Origin of the sequence: Candidatus Pantoea multigeneris, assembly GCF_011752615.1 — a bacterium.
Classification (GTDB): domain Bacteria; phylum Pseudomonadota; class Gammaproteobacteria; order Enterobacterales; family Enterobacteriaceae; genus Pantoea; species Pantoea multigeneris.
Map to the genome: position 1 here is coordinate 325,964 of NZ_VWXF01000003.1, position 22,281 is coordinate 348,244.

Here is a 22,281-nt window from a genome sequence, read left to right on the forward strand (position 1 = left end):
AAAAACGGATAACAAACTTTTCGCTTAAGCGGTAACGATCTGTGCAATCACTTCTTTAGCATCGGTCGCGGCTTTGGTCGCGACGTCTGGGCCATACGCCATGCCTTCTGCGAACACGAAGTTCACATCAGTGATACCGATAAAGCCGAGGAACAGCTTCAGGTAAGGGGTCAGCAGGTCAGATGGGGTGTCTTTGTGGATGCCGCCACGGCTGCTCAGAACCACAGCGCGCTTACCGGTGATCAGACCCACTGGGCCGTTTTCGGTGTAGCTGAAGGTGACGCCAGCACGTGCAATCAGGTCGAAGTAAGTTTTCAACTGAGTAGGGATGTTGAAGTTGTACATCGGTGCAGTCATCACGATCACGTCATGCGCTTTCAGCTCAGCAATCAGTTCGTCAGACAGTGCCAGCGCTTCCTGCTGACGTGGGCTCAGAGGGGCTTCGGAAGGACGCAGTGCGCCAACCAGTTCACCATCCAGCACCGGAATTGGGTTAGTGGCCAGGTCACGTACGGTAACGTCGTCACCATTGGCTTTCGCCTGCTCAACATAAAAATCAGCCAGTTGGCCAGACTGTGAATAACCGGCGAGGATGCTGGATTTCAGAACTAATACTTTGCTCATTGTCGTTTCCTGTACGTTACGCGGAAGGCTTTCCGCTCAATGCTTTACACTGTACGGACATCTTTCGTCAGCATAAAGCGCAATATTTCGAGACCTATGTTCGAATTTATTGAATAACCGCAGCGAGCACTTAACCGGGAGTGCGAAGAAATATGCTAGGATAGCGACAGTTTCCTGTAGATTCAGCGCTGTGCATGGCGCAGCGCCGCTCCGAGAAGGTATTCCACCATTATGTCATCGCCGGTATCAACCCCATTTTCCCCGCTCTGGACCCGACTTGACGCGCTGATGTTGCGTGACCGTCAACAGCTGGTTCGCCGTCTGAAAGGGGCGGAAAAAACCAAAGGCGCTGCGGCGCAGCAGAAGATCGCTGAAGAACTGACGGCGCACATCGTTCAGGCAGAGCAGCGTGTTGCGCTACGCCAGGCGGCAACACCGACGATTCGCTTCCCGGAAAACCTGCCGGTCAGCCAGAAACAGCAAGCCATTGCCGACGCGATCCGCGACCATCAGGTGGTGATTGTGGCCGGTGAAACCGGCTCGGGGAAAACCACGCAGCTACCGAAAATCTGTCTGGCGTTAGGACGCGGGGTGAAAGGCTTGATTGGCCACACTCAGCCGCGTCGTCTGGCCGCACGTACCGTCGCAAACCGTATTGCAGAGGAGCTGGAAACCTCCCTCGGCGGCTGTATCGGTTACAAGGTCCGTTTTAACGATCAGGTCAGTGAAACCACGCAGGTGAAGCTGATGACGGACGGGATTCTGCTGGCGGAGATCCAGCAAGACCGGTTGCTGCTGCAATATGACACCATCATCATCGATGAAGCGCACGAACGCAGCCTGAACATTGATTTCTTGCTGGGCTATCTGCGTGAACTGCTGCCGCGTCGTCCAGACTTAAAAGTGATCATCACCTCGGCCACCATCGATCCGCAACGTTTTTCCCGTCACTTCCACAATGCGCCCGTGATTGAAGTGTCCGGCCGCACCTACCCGGTAGAAGTGCGTTATCGTCCGGTCGTGGAAGACGCAGAAGATACCGATCGCGATCAGCTTCAGGCCATTTTCGATGCGGTGGATGAACTGGGGCAGGAGAGTCGTGGCGACATTCTGATCTTTATGAGCGGCGAGCGTGAAATCCGCGATACCGCCGATGCGCTAATGAAGCGCGATCTGCCGCACACCGAAGTACTGCCGCTGTATGCGCGTTTGTCCAATGCCGAGCAAAACCGCGTGTTCCAAAGCCACAGCGGTCGTCGCATTGTGCTGGCGACGAACGTGGCGGAAACCTCATTGACGGTGCCAGGCATCAAATATGTTATCGATCCCGGTACCGCGCGTATCAGCCGCTACAGCTACCGCACCAAGGTGCAGCGCTTGCCGATTGAGCCGGTATCACAGGCCTCGGCGAATCAGCGTAAAGGGCGTTGTGGACGTGTTTCTGAGGGGATCTGTATTCGTCTGTACAGCGAAGACGATTTCCTGAGTCGCCCGGAGTTCACCGATCCCGAAATTCTGCGCACCAACCTCGCCTCGGTTATTTTGCAAATGACGGCGTTAGGGCTGGGGGATATCGCGGCATTCCCGTTTGTTGAAGCGCCGGATAAACGCAACATTCAGGATGGCGTGCGGTTGCTGGAGGAGCTGGGTGCGATCACCCTCAACGAGGTCGGGCATTACAAATTGACCGCTTCGGGCCGCCAGTTGGCGCAGCTTCCGGTCGATCCGCGTCTGGCCAAAATGGTACTGGAAGCGCAGAAGTTTGGCTGCGTGCGCGAAATGATGATCATCACCGCAGCCCTCTCCATTCAGGATCCGCGTGAAAGGCCGGTGGAGAAACAACAGGCCGCAGATGAAAAGCACCGTCGTTTTGCGGATAAAGAGTCGGACTTCCTGGCTTACGTCAACCTGTGGAATTATCTGCAAGAGCAGCAGAAAGCCCTGTCGGGCAACCTGTTCCGCCGCCAGTGTAAAACCGAGTTTTTGAACTATCTGCGCGTGCGCGAATGGCAGGATATCTATACCCAACTGCGCCAGGTGGTGCGTGAACTGGGCATGCCAGTGAACAACGAGCCGGCACCGTTCCGTGAACTGCACTGCGCACTTCTCACCGGCTTGCTGTCGCACATCGGTATGAAGGATGCGGAAAAGCAGGAGTTTAGCGGTGCGCGTAACGCTCGCTTCTCTATCTTCCCTGGCTCCTCGTTATTTAAAAAGCCACCAAAATGGACGATGGTCGCGGAGCTGGTTGAAACCAGTCGCCTGTGGGGGCGCACTGCGGCACGTATCGATCCCGAGTGGATTGAACCGCTGGCGCAACATCTCCTGAAACGCAGCTACAGCGAACCTCACTGGGAAAAGGCGCAGGGCGCCGTGATGGCGATGGAAAAAGTCACCCTGTATGGCTTGCCGATTGTGGCGGCCCGTAAGGTCAACTACAGCCAGATCGATCCGGCCCTCAGCCGTGAGTTGTTTATTCGCCATGCGTTGGTGGAAGGTGACTGGCAGACGCGCCATGCCTTTTTCCGGGCTAACCTCAAGTTGCGCAGCGAGATTGAAGACCTCGAACATAAATCACGTCGCCGCGATATTCTGGTGGATGATGAAACCCTGTTTGCCTTCTATGACCAGCGCGTGGGTACTGAGGTGGTGTCTGCCCGTCACTTCGACAGTTGGTGGAAACAGGCCAGTCGTGACAATGCCGATCTGCTGAACTTTGATAAACAGATGCTGATCAAAGAGGGGGCGGCAGGCGTTAGTCAACTCGACTACCCGAACTTCTGGCATCAGGGCAATTTAAAACTCAAGTTAAGCTACCAGTTTGAGCCGGGCGCGGATGCCGATGGGGTGACGGTGCATATTCCCCTGCCGTTGCTGAATCAGGTGGAAGAGGCGGGTTTTGAGTGGCAGATCCCCGGCGTGCGGCGTGAGTTAATCATCGCATTAATCAAGTCACTGCCAAAACCGCTGCGCCGCAACCTGGTGCCAGCACCTAACTATGCTGAGGCTTTCCTTGGTCGGGTAACGGTGGGTGAATTACCGCTGCTGGATGCGCTGGCGCGGGAGTTTCGTCGCATGACTGGCGTCACGCTGGAACGCGAGAACTGGCAGTGGGATCAGGTGCCCGATCACCTGAAAATGACCTTCCGCGTAGTGGATGAACACCAGCGTAAACTGCGTGAAGGTAAAGACCTTACTGAGCTGAAAGCGGCGCTGAAACAGAAGGTGCAAGAGACGTTGTCGCAGGTGGCGGACGACGGCCTTGAACAGAGTGGGCTGCATATCTGGAGTTTTGGCGATTTACCGCAAAGCTACGAGCAGAAACGCGGTGGCTACAAGGTGAAAGCCTGGCCTGCACTGGTCGATGACAATGACAGCGTGGCGATTCGCCTGTTCGACAGCGAGTTGGAGCAGCAAAAGATGATGTGGCGCGGTCAGCGCCGTCTGCTGCTGTTGAATATTCCTTCTCCGGTGAAATACCTGCATGAGAAGCTGCCGAACAAGGCGAAGCTTGGCCTCTACTTCAACCCCTACGGCAAGGTATTGGATCTGATTGATGACTGTATCGCCTGCGGGATTGATAAGCTGATGGCGGAAGCCGGTGGCCCGGCGTGGCAGCAGGAGAACTTCGAGCAGTTGCGCGATAAAGTGCGCGCCGAGCTGAATGATACCGTGGTGGAGATCGCCAAACAGGTCGAGCAGATCCTGACGGCGGTGTTTAACATCAATAAGCGCCTGAAAGGGCGTGTAGATATGACGCTGGCGCTGGCGTTGTCTGATATTAAAAACCAGATGAGCGGCCTGGTGTATCGCGGTTTCGTCACCGGTAACGGCTGGTCGCACCTGGCGGATGTCTTGCGTTACCTGAACGGTATTGAACGCCGTTTGGAGAAACTGCCGATCGATCCACACAGCGATCGTGCGCGTATGTTAAAAGTGCAGGCGGTAGAGCAGGCGTGGCAAACCTGGCGTAATAAGCTGCCTCCGCAGCGGCTGGATGACGCCGAAGTGCAGGCGATCCGCTGGATGTTGGAAGAGTTGCGCATTAGCTACTTTGCCCAGCAGTTGGGTACGCCATATCCGATTTCAGATAAGCGTATTGTGCAGGCGATGGAGCAGATCGGGATTTAATTAATAATACAGGCCTGATTTTTCAGGCCTGTATCAACGATTGATAATGTGCTATTTGACATAGACTTTATGGATATCAAATTGTTTCGTTATGTCACGTTTCAGTTTCTCATATGGCGTATAGAGGATTTTATTTTTGTCCCCTGTTAAAGATATTTTCAATGATGCCAGGAAATCAGCCTGCTGAGGATGGTTATTCATAAATTTATGTCTGTTCTTATAAATGTACTCAACAAGATCATTAGCTTTAGCAAAGTGTAAAAAACCCTTAGTCCCATAGCGGCTCTGAATTTTCAATGTATCTATTATATTATCATTTACACTCGTCTCATTCTTTAAAACAACAGATTCAACGGTGATGTTCTGGCCATAACCAAGGATAGGTATAAAAGTGTAATGATTGTCAAAACAATCAAGAAATGGATGTAAATGAGTCCCCACTGCCACTTGCTGATCATTTTTAAGCTTGCCATTGCAGGTTTCACATGAAGGGATATGATTAAAAAATGAGAGCGAGAAATAAGGATGTCTTACTGAGGGGTAAAAATGATCTATTTCAAACAGATAATGCTCTACAGGTTTTTTCCCTTTAATCAACTTTTCAATTGACATCATGTGGCCGGTGTTACAGTAAGCACAAGTACAAGGGATAATATCCAACTGATTATATATTACTTCGAATAAATCATTGCTGCGATACCAGCTATAATTAAATAGTTTTGTCTTTAAAAGTTTGCCAAAATCGGTGCTTTTTGCTTTGGTTTTTTGTGGGGTGAAAAAGTCTTGAGGGTCTATTATTTTATAAATGTCGTCCAGTATTGTGTTAAATTCCAATGGTTTTGCGACGATGATTTTATGTAGGTTGTCATTCTTATTGAGATGATCTAAAAAATCTGATTGTCTCTGCTGAGCACCTCCAGCTGAGTTAGCTGCAATGTAGGAAGGTGTATTAATGTGGGTAATCAAATCGACCAGTTTTTGAGATATGTTATAATTATATGTCGGGTTGTTAAGGTGGGTCCACAGTAACTCTGCGGTATCATTAATATTATTAACCGCATTAGGGTTTTTACTTTTTAGATGCGTAATGATATTTATCATATTAATCCCTTCCTTTGGTAATTGAATTCCCTCTAACTACACGACCTTCAAAGGCAGTTAATTTCTCTTTAACATGAAACAGGATTATTTCATCACCAATAATGTCCATTGCTTGCAGTAAATGCTTGAGGTCACTTTCAGTAAGCGTATCCTTTTCAAGGATTTTTAATGTTTTGTTTGTGTAATGCTCCGCAATACTTCCCATGCTTTGATAGCCAATGCCAAAAACTTTAGCATAAAGATCATAAAGATTAGCACCAAAGGTATTAGGCACTTGTGGAGTATTTTCAGTATCCTGGCCCATAATGCTTATGCATTGCTTTGGAACATCTGACAACAAAAGTGGAGAGTGGGTAGTAAATATAATCTGGATTTTACCACCCGTAATTTTGGGGAGTGTTTTAACGAGTTTGGACAGGAACTGGACCTGCCACTGAGGATGTAAATAAACATCGGGTTCATCGATACAGATTATCGTTGTACTGTTATCGGTGTTTAATGTACATTTATAAATGCTATGCCAAATCAAACTAAAAATATCGAAATAGGCTCTTTCACCAGAACTTTGTCCAATCCATCTAACGTTACCGCCGTATGCTTTTTCAAAAACTGCAGCAATAACACTTAGTAACTTATGGTTTTTATTGTTTAGACATAACTTAAAAACAGTCTTGCTACTTATTATTGAGTTGTCAATTTCCAGGTTGGCATCTGTCAGTTGTTCTTCGTCAAGTAAAAGCATTGCTTGAGCAACAAATTCCAAAGTGAATACGTGACTAAAATACCATTTAAAGTCTAGCATCACTTCATGATTTTTTATCATTTCATCAATTAAATTATTGATTGTTCTTGTTTTTTTGAAATTATCCTCGCAGAGATCTTTAATTAAATTTACAAACGATACGCTTAAAGATGGAAATTCTGAAAACACTTCATGTATGAACATTTGACGAATCTTTACTGCGATCGAATCTCTAGGGTTATTTTTTCTTTCCGCAATCATTACTGAGTTAACTATTTTATATAACTCTCTAATCTGGAGTTTTTCAATTTCCGTGAAATGATCTTGTTTTCTGAGTGTCATTTCTAAATTGGATATTCTCTGTGAGTATTCAGGAGCCTTGAATTCAATCCACTTCGGGAGTGTTAAATCTAGATTGCTAATTTCTTTGGATTGGATGAATTCAATCTGTTGCGTGATATCACCTTCGGCTGATATTGATAAAGAGTCCTTTATCGGCTTGGGTGAATTTTTTTTGTTCTTGGATAAATCCATAACATTTTCAGGGAGGCTCAGTGTGTTCCCATCATAAATGTTAGAGTAATAGATGGTGTTTGAGGTTGTAAAAACATCAGGATCACGGTTAGGTGTTATGAATTGTGGGGATAATAAAAATGTATCTTTTTCGCTGTGATAGAAATACTCATTGTCTTTTTTAAATATGATGAGAAAGTCATTTTTGAGATCTTGGGGCCTTGAGCTACAATAACAAATAAGCTCAAGTGCTGTGGTTTTACCCGCACCATTGATGCCTATGATTGCACTAATATCACTGATCTGACTACCATATAATTTTTCTACTGGAGTGTCTTTTTTTTCCGCAGTTATACTCACACCATCAAATGAGAAATCATATTCACTACTCAAATTCAGGCCAAAATTTTGGAGACCTTTAAAACCTTCCGTCCATATATAACAAATCTGCATATCCATGCCCTGTGTGTCAGCACCCCGGGGACTCTCCATCGCCCGATCTTCAGGCAGCGATGAGAAAACCACGGGTATGTAAAGAATGAGTAAGACTGATGATAGTAAGCAATTTCCTGGCGTAACGCTACGTCGGGCTGGGAAGGAAAAATAAAGGCGAGAACACGTTCACAGAGAGGGAGCAGAGCAGGGAAGTCAGGCAAGTGGATAACGTAGAACATGCGCCACTAAAAAGAGGTTGCCGCAGACGCGACAACCTCATCGTGGTTAGCGACGGCGGCGACGCCACCACCAGAACAGCGCGATCAACACCACCACTGCGCCCGCAGCCATACCGCCACGAGCCAACAGCAGCAGCGGGGAAGCTTCCCCACCGTTGCGCAAGGTTTTGACCCGATCGGCGGTGATCTGCACCTGACTGTGGCCAATATCTTTCATCACGTAGTTAGTGATGTCCGCGATTTGGTTATCGTCCAGTGACCCAGCAAAGCCGATCATGCCCTGGCCTTTCTCCGGCCATACGCCCTGCAAAATCGCCATCGCGACGTTGTCGGCGGTGGGTTTCTCCAGTACCGGATGACCTTTAAGCGGCGGTAAACCGTTCAGCCCGCTGCCTTGCAGGTTATGGCAGGCGGCACAGTTGCTGTTATACAACTTCTCACCGCTGCTCATCCCATTAAAGGCCGCTGGGGTATCATCCCCGCTGACGGGCGTTAGCTTGTTTGCCGAAGCCGAAGCCGAAGCCGAAGCCGAAGCCGAAGCCGAAGCCACTTGTGCTTCCGGCAGCAGATAGCTGGCGATGGCTGCACGATCTTCCGCCGTCATGCGCGAAAAGCTCTTATCAATCGCTTCCAGCATCGGACCGCCTGCGGTCGCACCATTATCCGCGTGGCCGGTGGCAAGGTATTCAGCCAGCGACTGCTGCGTCCAGCGTTGGTTCTGTTGCAGCGTTGCAGCGGTGATATCCGGCGCAAACCAGGTACCGAGTGAGGCACCCTGTAGGTTTTTGTCGGCCTGCTCCGCCATCAGGAAGTTACGCGGCGTGTGGCAGGTACTACAGTGGGTCAGACCTTCAACCAGATACGCCCCACGATTCCACTCAGCAGACTTGCTGGCATCTGGGGTGAACGGCTGATTATCTAAGAACAGCAGGTTCCAGGCCGCCATGCTAAAACGCAGGTTGAACGGGAACGGCAGCTCCGTTGCTTGCGGCCTGGTATCCACTGCTTTTACGCCGTGCATAAAGTATGCGTAGAGATCCGCCACATCGGCATCGCTTAACTTCGCGTAAGCAGTGTAGGGCATAGCAGGATAAAGCTGCGCACCATCGCCACGTTTACCTTCTCGCAGGGCGGCAGCGAATTGCGCCTCGCTGTAATTACCGATACCGGCCACTTTTGACGGTGTGATATTGGTACTGTAGATGGTGCCGATCGGGCTCGTGATGGCATGTCCGCCGCTAAAGGCCGCTTTGCCCTCGCCGCTGTGACAGGCTCCGCAGTCTCCGGCAATCGCCAGATACTCACCACGCTTGATCTGCGCCGCCTGGTCGTCTGCATGGGCAGGCAGGGCAGCGGCCAACATCAGCGCCAATGTGGTGCAGGTCAACAGAGGTTTCAAACGATTAACCATGTTGCGTCTCCTGCAAAATCTTATCAGCGGTGCGCAGTGCCAGCGCCATGGCGGTCAGGGTCACGTTACAGGTTCCTACGGTTGGCATCACGCCAGTGCCGACCATAAACAGGTTTTCATGGTCATGGGCGCGCCCCCAGGCATCGGTTACGCTGGTGGCCGGGTCGAGTCCCATGGAGAGGGTGCCGGTAATGTGCTGACGGTTGGAGAACGCACCGGTTTTACTGTGCTTGATATTGGTGCCGCCCAGTTTTGCCGCAATCGCATCATAGGCTTCCCGCGTCTTCTCGGTGCCTTTCAACACGTAGTCATCCACGTTCCAGTACAGCGACGGGGTTGGCAGGCCAAGTTCGTCTTTCTTCGCGCTTAACGTCACGCGATTATTCGGATCGGGCAGCTGCTCCAGCGCATTTTTAATGCTCAAACGACGTGCGGCACGGAAACGGATCTGATCTTCCAGCTTCTGACCAAAATAGCCTTCAGCCAGCAGCTCTTTTGTCACGGCGGCAACCTGTGAAGCATTTGAGATATCGATACGGAACGGCGCATGTTCGCTACGGAATTCACCGTCGCGGAACTGACCGATGGAGCAAGGGCTGACCGGGCCACGACCAGGCCAAATCTCTTCATCGACGTCAAAAGTAATGCCGATCGCCGGGTGGTCGCACAGGTGACGTCCCACGTTATCGTGTGAATTGGCGATACCCTGCGGGAATTTATCGCTGGTGGACATCAACAGCAGTTTTGGCGTTTCAATGGCGTTGGCTGCCAGTACAAACGTCTCTGCCGTCACCCGGTGCGAGGTTTTGTTCCAGTCATAGTAGTTTGCCGCCACGATGCGCCCCTGGCTGTCATGCTCCAGCTGGTACACCACCGCTTCGGTGATCACTTTTACGCCACTGTCTTCAGCCTGCTGTGCCGCCAAACCGCCGTGGTACTGCGCGTCAATTGGGCACAGGGGCATACAGTTGTTGTTGCCGCAGCAGGCCGGGCGGCCATCATAGCTGTGGCTGTTACGTCCGGTGCTGTCATCCAGCACGTTAAAATCCGGTGCCAGACGCGCGGTGACACGCTGTTGCAGCCAGGAAGCCGGAACGCGTTCCATTGGGTAGGGCTTGCTGCGCGGTGAACCGTTGTTGGGTGAGCCACCTACGCCTGCAATCACTTCCGCTTCATAGTAGTAGGGTTCGAGATCGTCATAGCCAATCGGCCAGTCTTTACCGACGCCATACTGGCTGTGTTGACGGAAATCATTCGGCACGAAGCGCCATAGCTGCGCTGCCCAGTGCCAACTGGTGCCGCCAAAAATACGAATATACTGCGCCGCAAACGCGTGCGGGCCGGTCTGTTCCAGATAGCCGTTCGGCTCTGGGGTATAGCGCGGCTGCGGGGCTTTTGGCGAATAGGGATAGGGGGACATAAAGTCGGATTTAAACGCCGACGAACGAAAGCGTTCTACCAGCTCGTCGCGGCCAATCTTCGGGCCAGATTCGAGCAGCAGTACTGATTTGCCTGCTTTCGCCAGTCGGGTGGCCAGCAGCGAGCCGTTAACGCCCGCGCCAATGACTACCACATCGGCAGAGAGTGTATTGTTCATAAATGACATTGCTCAATAAAAAATCAGGGCTGTTGCGCCCAACTGCCACAAGGGCCATAAGAGAAACCGGGCGGAACGACTTTGTCCTTCACCGCCTGATTCGCCAGCGTATTGATATAGGTGACGTAAAGGGCATTGTTGCCTTTGCCGACGACGCCGTTGTACCAACCCCCGAGAATGCTTTTAGCCAGTTTTTCACTGGCGGCATTTTGTTCGGGGAAGACCAGCTTATCCTGCTGTAAGAGGGCGGGCTGGCTGGATAGCAGTGCATCCAGCTGTGCCAACCCTGCCGGGAAATCCTTTTGCGTCAGGTTCAGTGCCTGTACCAGCGCCTGAGCCACCGTCGGGTTAAGCTGACTCTGCTGCGTCAGCTGTTGTGACACGCGCAAAAACACCGCCAGCGATGGAGCTGCTGGAGTAAGCTGCGCGGCAAAAACGCTCGGTACAGATAACAGTTGGCCTGCGGCATTGCTCAGTGCCACCAGCCCAGCCACCTGTAAAACGCGTCGGCGTGAATAGTGCTTCATGGTTTTCTCTTTTTACGCAACCTGTCGCCCACCGGCGGGCGACAGAGGGGAATACTTACCGGGTACGACGGCGATACAGCACCACACCCAGCACGACCAGTAGCAGCACGACGCCGCCAGCAACACCCACTTGAGCCAGCATCACCAGCGGGGATACCGGGCCACCACGGCGCACTTCAGCCACCTGTTCCGGTGTTACTGCTGCTGTGTTGTTGCCGTAGTGCTGTAATAACCAGTTGGACAGGGTGGCTACCTGGTGGTCATTGAGTGAGTTAATCGCGTTGGGTTGATTGCCAAATGGCGGCATAAAGACCTTACCTGCCGCTGTGTTGCGCTCCACACCAAACAGTATAGTCGCGATGGTATTTTGTGGATGTGCCAGTGCCGTGGCGCTGTTATTAAACAGGCTCGGATAGTAGCCGTCTTTGCTACCCTGGCCGCTGCTGCCGTGGCATGAAGCACAGTTAGCGGAGTAGAGGCGTGCACCTTCATCCGCGACAGGTGTCGTAAACGCCTCGCCACGGAAAGCCGACAAGTTCTGGTATGGCTGGCCCTGACCGAAGCGTGATGCACCGGTTGCTGGCGTGTGACGATCCGGCACGCTGAGGATGTACTCCGCCATGGCGTTAATATCGTCATCCGTCAAATGCTGGAAACTGTGGCTGATGGCTTCGGCCATACTGCCTGCCGCCTGGGCTTTACCGGCCAGATGACCAGTACGCAAATAGGTGGCTAAATCCTGCTGTGACCAACTGCCGATCCCACTGACGGGATTGCCCGTGACGTTTGGCGCATACCATGAACCGACAACGGCACCGGTAAACGCATCCGCCTGCTGCTCCTGCATCAGGAAACCGCGTGGCGTATGGCAGGTGCTACAGTGGGCTGCGCCTTCGACCAGATAGCGCCCACGGTTCCAACTGGCGGATCGGCTGCTGTCTGGCTGATAGCCTGGTGGGTTCAGGAACAGCATATTCCAGAAGCGCATCGAGAAGCGGATGCTCAGCGGGAACGGCAAATGGGTCTCCGGGCTGGCGTGATCCACTGGCTGCACGCCCTGCATGAAGTAGGCGTAGAGCGCATGGATATCGCTGTCGGTAAAGGTGGCGTAGGCAGTGTAGGGCATCGCCGGGTAGAGCTGCGCGCCATCGGCTCGTACCCCTTTACGCAGGGCATCCGCGAACTGCTGCTCACTGTAGTTGCCAATCCCGTCGCGCTTCGAAGGGGTAATATTGGTAGCAATGATCTCACCCACCGGTGAGGCAATGGCTTTGCCTCCGGCAAACGGCTGCTGTTCTGATGTTGTATGGCAAGCCGTACAGTCCGCCGCCACGGCCAGATACTCACCCTGTTTAATCAGGGATGGGCCATCAGGGGCGGCACTCGCGGCAGCACTAAACAGCAGGGCGGCAAACAGGCTCAGACGGAAATTCATCTTCATACCCCCTTCGCTTGTTGCACGATGGCGTCAGCGGCCTTGAACGCCAGCGCGGTCATGGTCAGGGTGCTGTTACCGCAGGCGGTGCTGGCCATGTTGCCGCCACCGGGCAGGAACAGGTTAGGGTGATCGTGAGAACGACACTCAACGTCAACCACCGAATTCCCGGCATCATGCCCCATCACCAAACCGCCCATGATGTGTTTGCTCTGGTTAAACTGGGTGGAGAACTTCTTCTCAGTGGCCCCCATGGCATCGGCAATTTTATGCGCCAGCGGCAGCGAGTATTCGCGCGCGGAACGGCGCACATACTCACCCACATCGTAATGGATGGCGGGTTTTGGCAGGCCGAGCCAGTCTTTTTTGTCTGACAAGGTCAGGCGGTTGTTGGCATCTGGCAGGATCTCATGTGCCAACACGATATCCGCCGTGCAGGCGGTCATGCGGCGGATCTCTTCATCCAGTGCTTTCCCCACCAGCCCCTTTTTCAACGCCGCGAAGGTGACAAAGCGATTGCGGGCAAAATTGTTAAAGCGGAAATAGGCACCCGCATGCCGGGAACGGAAATCCCCTTGCGAGGTTTCCATGATACCGCTGTTCACCACCGGACCGACGCCCGCCCAGTAAGGGTCTTCCAGCGTCACCGTCATGGTGATCTGCGGATGGTCCATCATGTTGCGACCCACCTGATCGGAGCTATTGGCAATACCCTGTGGGTTACGGCTATCTGCTGACATTAACAGCAGCTTCGGCGTTTCCAGTCCGTTACAGGCAATGATAAACAGCTTGCCACTGACGCGATGGGTTTCACGCTTCTGGTCGTAATAGTGCACCGCTTCAATGTGATTCTGCGCATTGGTTTCAATGCGCCAGACCACCGCATTACAGAGAATGGTGGCCCCTTTGGCCTCCAGTCGTGCCAGCGCGGTTGAAGCATCATATTTTGCTGCGACCGGGCAAACGGGTACGCAGTTATTGTTGGCGCAGCAGGCTGGGCGGTCGTCATAAGGCATACCGCTGTTACGGGCCTGCGCGGTGGGGATATTGTTCAGCCCCAGGTGCTGTTTCACCACTTCGGTGAAACGAGCCTCACCGGGACCGAAGGGCAGTGCTGGCATGGGATAGGCGGTGGAGCGGCGTGCAGGCCACTGCAACGCGGGATCGCTCGGGCCGCAGATACCCAGATGCTGCTCGGCGCGAGCATAAAAAGGTTCCAGTGTGTCGTAGTCAAAGGCCCAGTCGCGGCCCACACCATACAGCGACTTCAAACGCATATCGTCTGGTGTTAAGCGCCAGCAGGTGCCCGCCCAGTGCCAGGTTGATCCTCCGGCGTAGCGCACATAGCTTTGTGCGTAGGAGTCTGGGCCGCTGAGTTGCAAATAGCCTTTACCGGGACCGGCGGGTTCAGGATGCGGTGCCCACTCCCGCGAGGGGTAACACTCAATCGGGTTCCCTTTGGCTGCCAGCGGCAGATTACGGTAGTTTTCAACGATTTCAGCGCGCGGCACGCGCGGGCCTGCTTCCAGCATCAGGACCGGAATACCGGCATCCAGCAGTTGTTCTGCAATGACCACACCGACCACGCCGGTGCCAACAATCACCACAGGAGATTGTGAAGAGGTTGCCATAATTATCTTCTTTAGCGAGAGTTAGAATTGCGGTACGGGAAGAACCGGTGTGTTGCTGCGCTGCCAGTTATTTGGGCCACTGAAACCGTAAGACGGGATGGTGATCGCGTCTAAGGTGGTGTGCCACGTCATCGCTTGTTCAAACGCAAAGGTCTTGGCAGTGCGCGTGGGTTGCAGACTGCCGGTGTACCAGCCAAAGATAATTTTGTAGGCCAACGCCTGCAGTGCGCCTTCAGGAATTGCCGGGAAGAAGTCTTCCACCACGTTTGCCTGATGGGTCTGCGCTATGGCAATCAACTGCTGAATCTGTTCGGTGAGTTGAGGTTCTTCCGCCGCCAGTACCGGCAACATACGTTGCCCCATGGACTCATCTAACTGATGGTTCACCAGTAAGCGTGAGATCTGCATAAAGGCGCTAAACGCAGGTTGCGTACCTGGCAGTGCGAAAGCGGGCAGTGAGGAGGTTACTAAACCACTGGCAAGGATAATCGCACCGCTGAGTAAAACTTTGCGGCGTGAAAGAAGAACCTGCCCGGCGGGAGGATCGTCATGGTGAAGCATGTTTTCGTATCCTGATGTCTTAAAACGCTCACAAAAAAAAGTGCCCCGGTTGAGAAACAAGGCACTTGAGAGTGGTTACTTTGGTTAATTAATTATGTTTTTTGGGTTTTGTTTGTAACCTGGGTGATAGTTTTATATCACAAGGTTAAACAACTGTTAAACAAAACGCTAATGTCATAAAAAATATGGGGGATTACAGGTCAGGTCTGGTGGTGTTTTTCAGGATAACGTATTGAAGATTCAGGGAAGTGTGGGTGAGGGGAGGCAAAAGACAAGGCCCGTAGGGGAGAGATTAAAATTCTACGCTGGTGCTTAACACCCGATTACGTCTCCATCATCTTCCCCTGTATTGCCCGTGAGGATGTGTCATCCCGGTTTCTCCTGACACAGGCAACCAGTCGCCTGGCTGGCGAACGTCGAACGCGGAAAGTCGCGCAACCTTTGCAATTGAGACTTATTCAGGTATGAAAAATGTAGTAGTAAAATCTAAAGATTAGCTGCTCACTACAGGCTCTTTACCCTCTCATCATCGACTAACAGCAAGATGAAAATCCCGGTTAATCTTTTATTTATTAATGCGTTGATGAGTTTTCTTTGCGATTGGAATGCGCCAGGTAAATGCAGCTTTGTCGCGGGTTACAGCAACCCAGATTCACTTGACTACTACAGCCATCCCCCGCAAGATCACGAACAACGAATGATACGTATTTTTATTTACTGTGCATCATGCACAGCGGTAGCGGGTCTGCCGTGGAGGAGTAAATCGTGCAGCCTGTTAACAGTGCGGATAAACATCCGCAGCTGGCGCTGAATAACCTGAGTGCCGGCTACGAAAAGCAGCTGATTGTGGATGGCGTCAGCCTGAACATCACCCCCCATAAAATGACCGTGTTGATTGGTGCCAACGGCTGTGGCAAATCGACGCTGCTCAATACCATTGCCCGGATGCAGCCACCGATGGCGGGATGCGCCACGCTGGATGGCAAAGTTATCCATCAACATCCAACCAAAGCGATTGCCCGGCAGTTAGGTATTCTGCCGCAGTCTCCGCTTTTGCCGGAAGGGGTAACCGTGACTGAGCTGGTGGCTCGCGGACGTTTTCCCTGGCAGGGCTGGCTGCGACAGTGGTCGGAACAGGATGAACAGATCGTCGCGGAAGCGCTGGAACTCACGGGATTAACGGCGCTGGCAACCCAACCGGTCGCGACACTCTCCGGCGGCCAGCGACAACGCTGTTGGATCGCCATGGCGCTGGCGCAGTGCACGCCGATTATCCTGCTGGATGAACCCACCACTTTTCTGGATATCCGCTACCAGGTCGAGATAATGGAGCTGCTACAGCGCCTGACACGTGAGCATCAGCGAACGGTGGTTGTGGTGCTGCACGATCTTAATTTCGCCCTGCACTACGGTGATGTGCTGGTGTTTCTTAAGCAGGGTAAACTCCAGGGCGTGGTGAATGAGGGTGAGGAGTGCAGCGCGGAACTGATCACCCATGTGTTTGATACACCCGTGCAAAAGCTGGTGAATCCGGTGAGTGGCAAAGCGGTATTTTTGCCTTTTCGCACGACGGAAGGGCAGCACTGATGTCGCTGATGTCAATCGGGACCCGTCATCCGGGATCGCGCTTTCTGATGTGGCAAGCCGTGCTGACGATGAGCTTACTGGCGGCGGCGTGGTTGCATGTGTCACTGGGGGCCAGAGCGGTGCCGTTGCATCAGGTGCTACAGATGGTGCTGCATTACGATGCCGGAAACTTTAGCCAGCGTATATTTGTCGATATTCGCCTACCTCGCCTGTGTGCTGCCCTGTTGACCGGTGCTGCACTGGGTGTGGCGGGTTTGCTGTTGCAGAACATCATTCGTAATCCCATCGGCGAACCGCACATATTGGGCCTGAATGCAGGCGCTGCGTTGGCGGTAGTGCTGACCAGTACAACTGGCGTATTCCTTCCACGCCCGCTGGTTGCCTGCCTTGGTGGGGCGCTGCTGTTTGGTCTGGTGGTCGCCGTGTCTTCTGCTGGACGCGGCGGGTTGACCCCGTTGAAAGTGACTTTATGTGGCGTCGCACTCTCAGCCTTTGCTTCTGCGCTCACCGCCGCCACGTTGCTGTTGGATGAACAGACGCTGCTAGCCGTGCGAACCTGGCTAGTGGGTGATTTAGCCGGTGTTAACTGGACGATGATCAAAGCGGCGCTTTGGCCAGTGGGTGGTGGGTTGTTAATCGCGCTGGGATTAACGCCTTCACTTAACGTTCTGGCCCTGGGAGACCGCCTGGCTCTGGGGCTGGGGTTGAACCTGATGCGGGTCAGATTATCAGGCGTGATTGCCGTGGCCTTGCTGTGCGGTGCTGCGGTCTCCATTGCTGGGCCGATAGGGTTTATTGGTCTGGTGGTGCCAAACCTGGTGCGTCTGGTGGTACAGGATATGCGTTATGCCATGCCGCTGTGCGCCTCGCTGGGGGCGTTGATCTTGCTGTTGGCGGATTGTGTTGCCCGTACCTTGCTGGCACCGCAGGAACTGGCAACGGGCTTGATGACCGCGTTTATCGGCGCACCGGTGTTTATCTTCCTTGCCAGCCGGGGGCGCTCATGAGCTCAATTTTACCTGCTGTCGGTTTGCGTGTGTGGCGCGTGGGTCCTGTGGCGTTGTTAGTCCGCCTGAGTGCGGTGTTGATCCTCACTGGCATGGTATTACTGGCGTGCGCGATCGGGGTGGGATCGTTGGTGCAGGGCACACTCGCGATGCCAGAAGCCACGTTAATTACCGCACTTTTTCAGCCGGAACATCTCTCGACTTCCCAGCATTACGTGCTGTGGGATATTCGCCTGCCCCGGATTGCGCTGGCGCTGCTGTGCGGTGCATTGCTGGGCATGGCGGGTGCTGCAATGCAGGCTAACACCCGTAACGGGCTGGCCGATCCGGGCCTGATCGGGGTCAAAGAGGGTGCCACGGTGGTGGTGCTGATCGTGATGCTGATGTATCCGGCAATGAATCTGCTCTGGCGTCCGGTGGTAGGGACGCTGGGGGGATTGCTGGTGGCTTTCAGCGTGTTGCTGATTGCACGAGACCCTGCGCGTCCGCGTTTTCTGCTCACCGGCATTGGGTTTAGCTGGCTGTTGGCCGCCGGGCTGGGTGTCTTTATCTCTACGGCCAATATCCGCACCGTGCAGACCGCGTTGCTGTGGATGGCAGGCAGCCTGAGCGGGAGCAGTTGGCCGCTGGCAGCCGTTGCCTTGGGGTGGAGTTTACCGGCGGTGGCCATTCTACTGTGGACGCACCGGGCCGGTGAGGTGGTGGCGCTGGGAGAAACCGCAGCGCGTGGACTTGGTGTGCGAGTGGGGCAGCTTTCTCTGCTGCGTTTTGTGGCCTCGGTGATGCTGAGCGCGACCGCCGTCTCCTGTGTGGGGAGCCTCGGGTTTGTCGGGCTGATGGCACCGCATATGACACGTCTGGTCTTACGTTCTGGGCTATTAGGGCAGTGGCTTGGCAGTGCCTGCACTGGCGCTATCCTGGTCCTGATGGCAGACAGTATTGGGCGACTGGCTTTTGCCCCGTTACAGTTACCTGCCGGGATCGTGATTGCCCTGGTGGGCGCACCTTTCTTTTTGCTGCTGCTGTGGCAGCGGCGTGACCATTTTTGAGGCTTTGAGGGTGGTATGCGTATTTTCCTGTTAGTCATTTCGTTGTTAAGCAGTGCAGCTCATGCTGAGGCGATGCAGACGTTTACCGATGATTTAGGGCGTACGGTGAGCGTACCTGTACATCCGCAACGTATTGTTTCTCTGCACGATTTAGATATCACCATCCCCTTGATTGAGCTGGGCGTGTTACCGGTTGCCAGCCATGGCCGAACGCGGGCTGATGGTACACACACGCTTCGTTCCAGCAAGCTGTTAACCGGGGTAGATTTTGATAATTCCTCCATTGCCTATTTAGGCACGGCCGATATTGACGTTGAGGCGATTGTCGCGGCAAAACCTGACCTGATTATTACCGAGCCCGGCCGCAGCGTACCGGTGGAACAGCTTGAAAAGATCGCTCCCACCGTCAGCATTGACCACCTGAAAGGCGGTCCTGCGCGTATTTATAGCAAGCTGGCCGCATTAACCGGAACCCAGGCGCGACTGGCGCTGCTGCAAGCCCGCTATCAGGAGCAGATCCATCAGCTACAACAAGCGGTAGATACGCGCCATATCACCGTTGCGGTGATGCAGGCGAATAATGGCAAAATCAACCTGATGCACAGTTACCATGCGCTGGGCCAGGTATTGCGTGATGCCGGGTTTCGCTTCCCGCCGCTGATTGAAAATATTCCCCCCGATGGACGAATGGACGTCGGCGCTGAACGGTTGCCCGAGCTGGATGCCGATTTTATTTTTGATACCTGGCGTGGCGATAACGGCGGGAAGCCGCAGGATGAAATCGCAGCGATGGATGCGGTGTTACCCGGCTGGTGTGATTTCCTGCATGCCTGTAAGCGTGGCCATTACATTTTGGTGACGCGCGAGGAGGCGATTTCCAATGCCTATGCGGCATTAGGACTGATGGCGGCAGTGGTGCAGTCACACCTCAGTGTCCAGCCACAGCCAACGGGAAAGTAAACCATGATTTCACGGCAGCAGCAGAAGAATCGCCCCGATATTCTGGGTGATCGTTATCGCGCGCGGGCGCATCAGCTTTCACCGAGGTTGCAGAGTGTCGCCCGTTATTTACATGAGCAGCGTGAAGCCGTGCTGGAATCCACCGCGCTCGAAATCGCCGCGGCGACCGGCACTTCCGATGCAACGGTGGTGCGCACCGTGCAGGCACTGGGCTTTGCGGGGTTGCGCGATCTCAAGCAAACGCTGGAGAAGTGGTTTGGCCCGGCATTGAGCTCGGAAGAGAAGATGAACACCACGCTAACAGGCATGAGCTGTGATGTTGATGCCTCAATCGATTTTGTGCTCGAAGGGCATAAACGCGCCTGTGAAAATCTGGCTCAGCCGCAGAATCGACTGGCGGTGGCCAAAGCAACGGCATTGTTGATTGAAGCACGACAGGTGGCGGTGTTTGGCATCAGTGCTTCGGGCATTCTGGCGGATTACAGTGCGCGCCAGTTTAGCCGGATTGGCGTGCCGGGGGTGGCGTTGAACCGCACCGGCATCGGCCTGGCCGAGCAGTTGCTCGCGCTACAACGGGGTGATGTGCTGATTATCATGGCGCAAAAGTCAGCGCATCGCGAAGGCGTGACCACTGTAAGAGAAGCGAAGCGGCTGAACATTCCGATTATTTTACTTACACACGCGTCAGATTCCTGGTTTGTCAAAGAGGCGGATGTGGTGATTAACGTCCCGCGCGGCGAGGAGAATGGCATGATGCCGTTGCATGGTTCGGTGCTGGTGTGTCTGGAAATGTTGATCCTTTCAATGGCTTCGGCGGTCGCCCAGCGTACCGTGAAGTCGATGCGGCGTATTCAGGATCTGTATAAGGGGTTGAAACCGGTCAGTAAAAAGTAGGCGATGGGCTGTTGTCGTGATAACAGCCCATAGGTCAGCACTATTTTTGTGCCAGCGCTTCCAGATTGTCATGGAATGAGGTCACCGCGATGGCGCGGTTATCGGCGCGATAACGATCTTTAGCCGCCGGGGCTGAGCTTTGCACGGCGATCAGCTGCCACCCTTTGTCGTTGTTTAACAGCAGAGGTGATCCACTGTCTCCGGGTAGGGTGTCACACTGATGTGACAATACGGCATTTTGTGCCCAGCCGGTGATCAGGCAGTCAGTGTGTGCGTAAAGGTTATCCAGATGGTCTGCCGGATAGCCCGCCTGGGTGATCAACCGTTTTGCTGCCTTGAGGTCGGCTGTTAAGTCATCACGTGTACCGGCATACAGCGGAATCGGTGTGATCGCCGAAGGTGGGTTACGTAAGATGACAATGCCGTAGTCGTAAGGTGCAGCACCTGGCGGCACAATCCAACCTTCACCATCGGCTTTTAGCCTACGGGCGAGACTTGGCTCTACCCGGGCATCGATATCATGCAGTTCATAGCGCCAGCCTTTCGGGCCAGACATGAAGCGCAGTGCGACCGGCGGGTCAAATTTGCCGGGAGGTGCCAGTAGGCAGTGCCCAGCGGTGAGCGCAATGTGTTCAGAGATCAGTGTTGCGGTGCACAGGTTACCGCTTTCCGTTTCCAACTGGCCAATGGCATCCCAGGGTGCAGCACTGACATCGGTAATCGCTTTGCGATGATCCTGACCAAAGAACAGCGCTTTAATTTCCGCGGGCGTCGGTGAATCGTCATCGTCGTCGGCGTGTACCACAGTAGAAAGACTGAACAGACCTAAAAGTAACAGAATAGCCAGACGCATAGTGCTCTCAATGGTGAGAAAGGGAAGAGGTTATTGCCATTATGCTTGAGCGATAACTATAGTCGGTGTGCGGTAAAAAAGGGAGTTTGACATGGGAAATCAGCACGCTACACAACGACTAGAGAAAAAAGCACGCTGCAATAATGCCACAAAGGATCATCACAATCAGAATAATTTCGAAGCGATAGCGACGCACCATTTAGGTCACTCCAGTAAGCAAACACCCGGCAGAACCGGGTGTTTTAACATTAACGCTAAGGACGGTAAGTCGACCTTATTTTTTAGCTGCTTTTTTGTGGTGCTTTTTAGCAGCCTGCGCTTTCTGAGCTACAGCTTTTTTCGCTTTGTGGTGCTTTTTAGCAGCCTGAGCTTTCTGAGCTACCGCTTTTTTCGCTTTGTGGTGTTTTTTAGCAGCCTGAGCTTTCTGAGCTACAGCTTTCTTCGCTTTGTGGTGCTTTTTAGCAGCCTGAGCTTTCTGAGCTACAGCTTTTTTCGCTTTGTGGTGTTTTTTAGCAGCCTGAGCCTTCTGAGCTACAGCTTTTTTCGCTTTGTGGTGCTTTTTAGCAGCCTGCGCTTTCTGAGCTACAGCAGCTTTTTTCGCTTTTTTGTGTTTCTTAGCAGCCTGAGCTTTCTGAGCTACTGCTTTTTTCTTGGCTTTAGCTTTATGGTGAGTCGCTTTAGCTTTGTGAGTTGCTTTAGCAGCTGGAGCAGCAGCGGCCGGAGCAGCAGCAGTTGGCGCAGCAGCAGGGGTAGTGGTGGTAGCTGGAGCCGCAGTGGTGTCAGCTGCGAACGCAACAGAAGACAGACCCATAGCAGCGGCGATCACCAGTGCAAATAATTTTTTCATTGCAAATTCCTCGAGCTTTTATCATCAATTAGCCCACTGCGGGGCCGGTGATAAGACTATATGTAATCGAAAGAAAGCTTTCCGTGGGTCTTTGGTATCGGCGTGTAACCGAATGTACAACGGGAATGTACGAAGGG

18 protein-coding genes are annotated in these 22,281 nt (G+C 53.2%); 6 read left to right on the forward strand and 12 right to left on the reverse strand.

What is annotated here, in order from left to right; genetic code table 11:
* Nucleotides 1–24: 24 nt before the first annotated feature.
* A complete protein-coding gene (locus tag F3J40_RS10375) occupies nt 25–624 on the reverse strand; it encodes an FMN-dependent NADH-azoreductase (RefSeq protein WP_167014304.1) in 600 nt (199 codons plus the stop codon).
* A 231-nt stretch (nt 625–855) separates the two neighbouring features.
* Here F3J40_RS10375 and hrpA point away from each other — a divergent pair, with 231 nt between their 5' ends.
* Nucleotides 856–4,755, forward strand: a complete 3,900-nt coding sequence (gene hrpA, locus F3J40_RS10380; protein WP_167014306.1) for an ATP-dependent RNA helicase HrpA — start codon at nt 856–858, stop codon at nt 4,753–4,755.
* A 51-nt stretch (nt 4,756–4,806) separates the two neighbouring features.
* On the opposite strand, the gene F3J40_RS10385 is transcribed toward hrpA, so the two are convergent.
* The 8 genes from F3J40_RS10385 to F3J40_RS10420 all read right to left on the reverse strand — a co-directional run bounded on the left by F3J40_RS10385 (nt 4,807) and on the right by F3J40_RS10420 (nt 14,947).
* A complete protein-coding gene (locus F3J40_RS10385) occupies nt 4,807–5,856 on the reverse strand; it encodes a hypothetical protein (protein WP_167014308.1) in 1,050 nt (349 codons plus the stop codon).
* Nucleotide 5,857: 1 nt separating this feature from the next.
* Nucleotides 5,858–7,570: an ATP-binding protein gene (locus F3J40_RS10390; RefSeq protein ID WP_167014309.1), complete on the reverse strand. Its 1,713-nt coding sequence runs from the start codon at nt 7,568–7,570 to the stop codon at nt 5,858–5,860.
* Between the two features lie 261 nt (nt 7,571–7,831).
* Nucleotides 7,832–9,196, reverse strand: coding sequence for a cytochrome c (locus F3J40_RS10395; protein ID WP_167014311.1), 1,365 nt, complete (start codon nt 9,194–9,196; stop codon nt 7,832–7,834).
* Entirely contained in the window at nt 9,189–10,793 is a 1,605-nt protein-coding gene (locus tag F3J40_RS10400; protein WP_167014313.1) for a GMC family oxidoreductase, read from the reverse strand. The genes F3J40_RS10395 and F3J40_RS10400 overlap by 8 nt, the downstream gene beginning before the upstream one ends.
* Nucleotides 10,794–10,816: 23 nt before the next feature.
* Nucleotides 10,817–11,320, reverse strand: a complete 504-nt coding sequence (locus tag F3J40_RS10405; RefSeq protein ID WP_167014315.1) for a sugar dehydrogenase complex small subunit — start codon at nt 11,318–11,320, stop codon at nt 10,817–10,819.
* 55 nt (nt 11,321–11,375) lie between these two features.
* A complete protein-coding gene (locus F3J40_RS10410; protein ID WP_205297299.1) occupies nt 11,376–12,755 on the reverse strand; it encodes a cytochrome c in 1,380 nt (459 codons plus the stop codon).
* A gap of 2 nt (nt 12,756–12,757) precedes the next feature.
* Nucleotides 12,758–14,386 carry a GMC family oxidoreductase gene (locus F3J40_RS10415; RefSeq protein ID WP_167014319.1) on the reverse strand — a complete coding sequence of 543 codons (1,629 nt, stop codon included), beginning with the start codon at nt 14,384–14,386 and terminating at the stop codon, nt 12,758–12,760.
* 21 nt (nt 14,387–14,407) lie between these two features.
* Entirely contained in the window at nt 14,408–14,947 is a 540-nt protein-coding gene (locus F3J40_RS10420; protein ID WP_167014321.1) for a sugar dehydrogenase complex small subunit, read from the reverse strand.
* A gap of 765 nt (nt 14,948–15,712) precedes the next feature.
* On the opposite strand from F3J40_RS10420, the gene F3J40_RS10425 reads away from it, so the two are divergent.
* Genes F3J40_RS10425 through F3J40_RS10445 form a run of 5 tightly spaced genes read left to right on the forward strand, consistent with a single transcriptional unit; the run spans nt 15,713 to nt 20,444 of the window.
* Complete coding sequence (locus tag F3J40_RS10425) at nt 15,713–16,534, forward strand: ABC transporter ATP-binding protein (RefSeq protein ID WP_167014322.1); 822 nt, start codon at nt 15,713–15,715, stop codon at nt 16,532–16,534.
* The gene (locus tag F3J40_RS10430) at nt 16,534–17,541 is read left to right on the forward strand and encodes a FecCD family ABC transporter permease (RefSeq protein WP_167014324.1); all 1,008 of its coding nucleotides are present in this window, start codon (nt 16,534–16,536) and stop codon (nt 17,539–17,541) included. The genes F3J40_RS10425 and F3J40_RS10430 overlap by 1 nt, the downstream gene beginning before the upstream one ends.
* On the forward strand, nt 17,538–18,590 hold the full coding sequence (locus tag F3J40_RS10435; protein ID WP_167014326.1) for a FecCD family ABC transporter permease: 1,053 nt from the start codon (nt 17,538–17,540) through the stop codon (nt 18,588–18,590). The genes F3J40_RS10430 and F3J40_RS10435 overlap by 4 nt, the downstream gene beginning before the upstream one ends.
* Nucleotides 18,591–18,605: 15 nt before the next feature.
* Nucleotides 18,606–19,550 (forward strand): ABC transporter substrate-binding protein, encoded by a 945-nt coding sequence (locus F3J40_RS10440; RefSeq protein WP_167014328.1) that lies wholly within the window; start codon nt 18,606–18,608, stop codon nt 19,548–19,550.
* 3 nt (nt 19,551–19,553) lie between these two features.
* Nucleotides 19,554–20,444 (forward strand): MurR/RpiR family transcriptional regulator, encoded by an 891-nt coding sequence (locus F3J40_RS10445; RefSeq protein ID WP_167014330.1) that lies wholly within the window; start codon nt 19,554–19,556, stop codon nt 20,442–20,444.
* A gap of 40 nt (nt 20,445–20,484) precedes the next feature.
* Here the strand turns inward: F3J40_RS10445 and F3J40_RS10450 are convergent, their stop codons facing one another.
* The 3 genes from F3J40_RS10450 to asr all read right to left on the reverse strand — a co-directional run bounded on the left by F3J40_RS10450 (nt 20,485) and on the right by asr (nt 22,144).
* Nucleotides 20,485–21,297 (reverse strand): trypsin-like serine peptidase, encoded by an 813-nt coding sequence (locus F3J40_RS10450; protein WP_017346186.1) that lies wholly within the window; start codon nt 21,295–21,297, stop codon nt 20,485–20,487.
* 118 nt (nt 21,298–21,415) lie between these two features.
* Nucleotides 21,416–21,496: a small membrane protein YdgU gene (ydgU, locus tag F3J40_RS25395; RefSeq protein WP_017346185.1), complete on the reverse strand. Its 81-nt coding sequence runs from the start codon at nt 21,494–21,496 to the stop codon at nt 21,416–21,418.
* A 75-nt stretch (nt 21,497–21,571) separates the two neighbouring features.
* On the reverse strand, nt 21,572–22,144 hold the full coding sequence (gene asr / locus F3J40_RS10455) for an acid resistance repetitive basic protein Asr (RefSeq protein ID WP_167014332.1): 573 nt from the start codon (nt 22,142–22,144) through the stop codon (nt 21,572–21,574).
* Nucleotides 22,145–22,281 lie beyond the last annotated feature (137 nt).

What these genes read in the sequence shown, in the direction of transcription:
- F3J40_RS10415 (WP_167014319.1), bottom strand. Translation starts at nt 14,386, where the DNA reads ATGGCAACCTCTTCACAATCTCCTGTGGTGATTGTTGGCACCGGCGTG.
- hrpA (WP_167014306.1), top strand. Translation starts at nt 856, where the DNA reads ATGTCATCGCCGGTATCAACCCCATTTTCCCCGCTCTGGACCCGACTT.
- F3J40_RS10420 (WP_167014321.1), bottom strand. Translation starts at nt 14,947, where the DNA reads ATGCTTCACCATGACGATCCTCCCGCCGGGCAGGTTCTTCTTTCACGC.
- F3J40_RS10390 (WP_167014309.1), bottom strand. Translation starts at nt 7,570, where the DNA reads ATGGATATGCAGATTTGTTATATATGGACGGAAGGTTTTAAAGGTCTC.
- F3J40_RS10430 (WP_167014324.1), top strand. Translation starts at nt 16,534, where the DNA reads ATGTCGCTGATGTCAATCGGGACCCGTCATCCGGGATCGCGCTTTCTG.
- F3J40_RS10405 (WP_167014315.1), bottom strand. Translation starts at nt 11,320, where the DNA reads ATGAAGCACTATTCACGCCGACGCGTTTTACAGGTGGCTGGGCTGGTG.
- F3J40_RS10440 (WP_167014328.1), top strand. Translation starts at nt 18,606, where the DNA reads ATGCGTATTTTCCTGTTAGTCATTTCGTTGTTAAGCAGTGCAGCTCAT.
- asr (WP_167014332.1), bottom strand. Translation starts at nt 22,144, where the DNA reads ATGAAAAAATTATTTGCACTGGTGATCGCCGCTGCTATGGGTCTGTCT.
- F3J40_RS10400 (WP_167014313.1), bottom strand. Translation starts at nt 10,793, where the DNA reads ATGAACAATACACTCTCTGCCGATGTGGTAGTCATTGGCGCGGGCGTT.
- F3J40_RS10385 (WP_167014308.1), bottom strand. Translation starts at nt 5,856, where the DNA reads ATGATAAATATCATTACGCATCTAAAAAGTAAAAACCCTAATGCGGTT.
- F3J40_RS10450 (WP_017346186.1), bottom strand. Translation starts at nt 21,297, where the DNA reads ATGCGTCTGGCTATTCTGTTACTTTTAGGTCTGTTCAGTCTTTCTACT.
- F3J40_RS10375 (WP_167014304.1), bottom strand. Translation starts at nt 624, where the DNA reads ATGAGCAAAGTATTAGTTCTGAAATCCAGCATCCTCGCCGGTTATTCA.
- F3J40_RS10395 (WP_167014311.1), bottom strand. Translation starts at nt 9,196, where the DNA reads ATGGTTAATCGTTTGAAACCTCTGTTGACCTGCACCACATTGGCGCTG.
- ydgU (WP_017346185.1), bottom strand. Translation starts at nt 21,496, where the DNA reads ATGGTGCGTCGCTATCGCTTCGAAATTATTCTGATTGTGATGATCCTT.
- F3J40_RS10445 (WP_167014330.1), top strand. Translation starts at nt 19,554, where the DNA reads ATGATTTCACGGCAGCAGCAGAAGAATCGCCCCGATATTCTGGGTGAT.
- F3J40_RS10410 (WP_205297299.1), bottom strand. Translation starts at nt 12,755, where the DNA reads ATGAATTTCCGTCTGAGCCTGTTTGCCGCCCTGCTGTTTAGTGCTGCC.
- F3J40_RS10435 (WP_167014326.1), top strand. Translation starts at nt 17,538, where the DNA reads ATGAGCTCAATTTTACCTGCTGTCGGTTTGCGTGTGTGGCGCGTGGGT.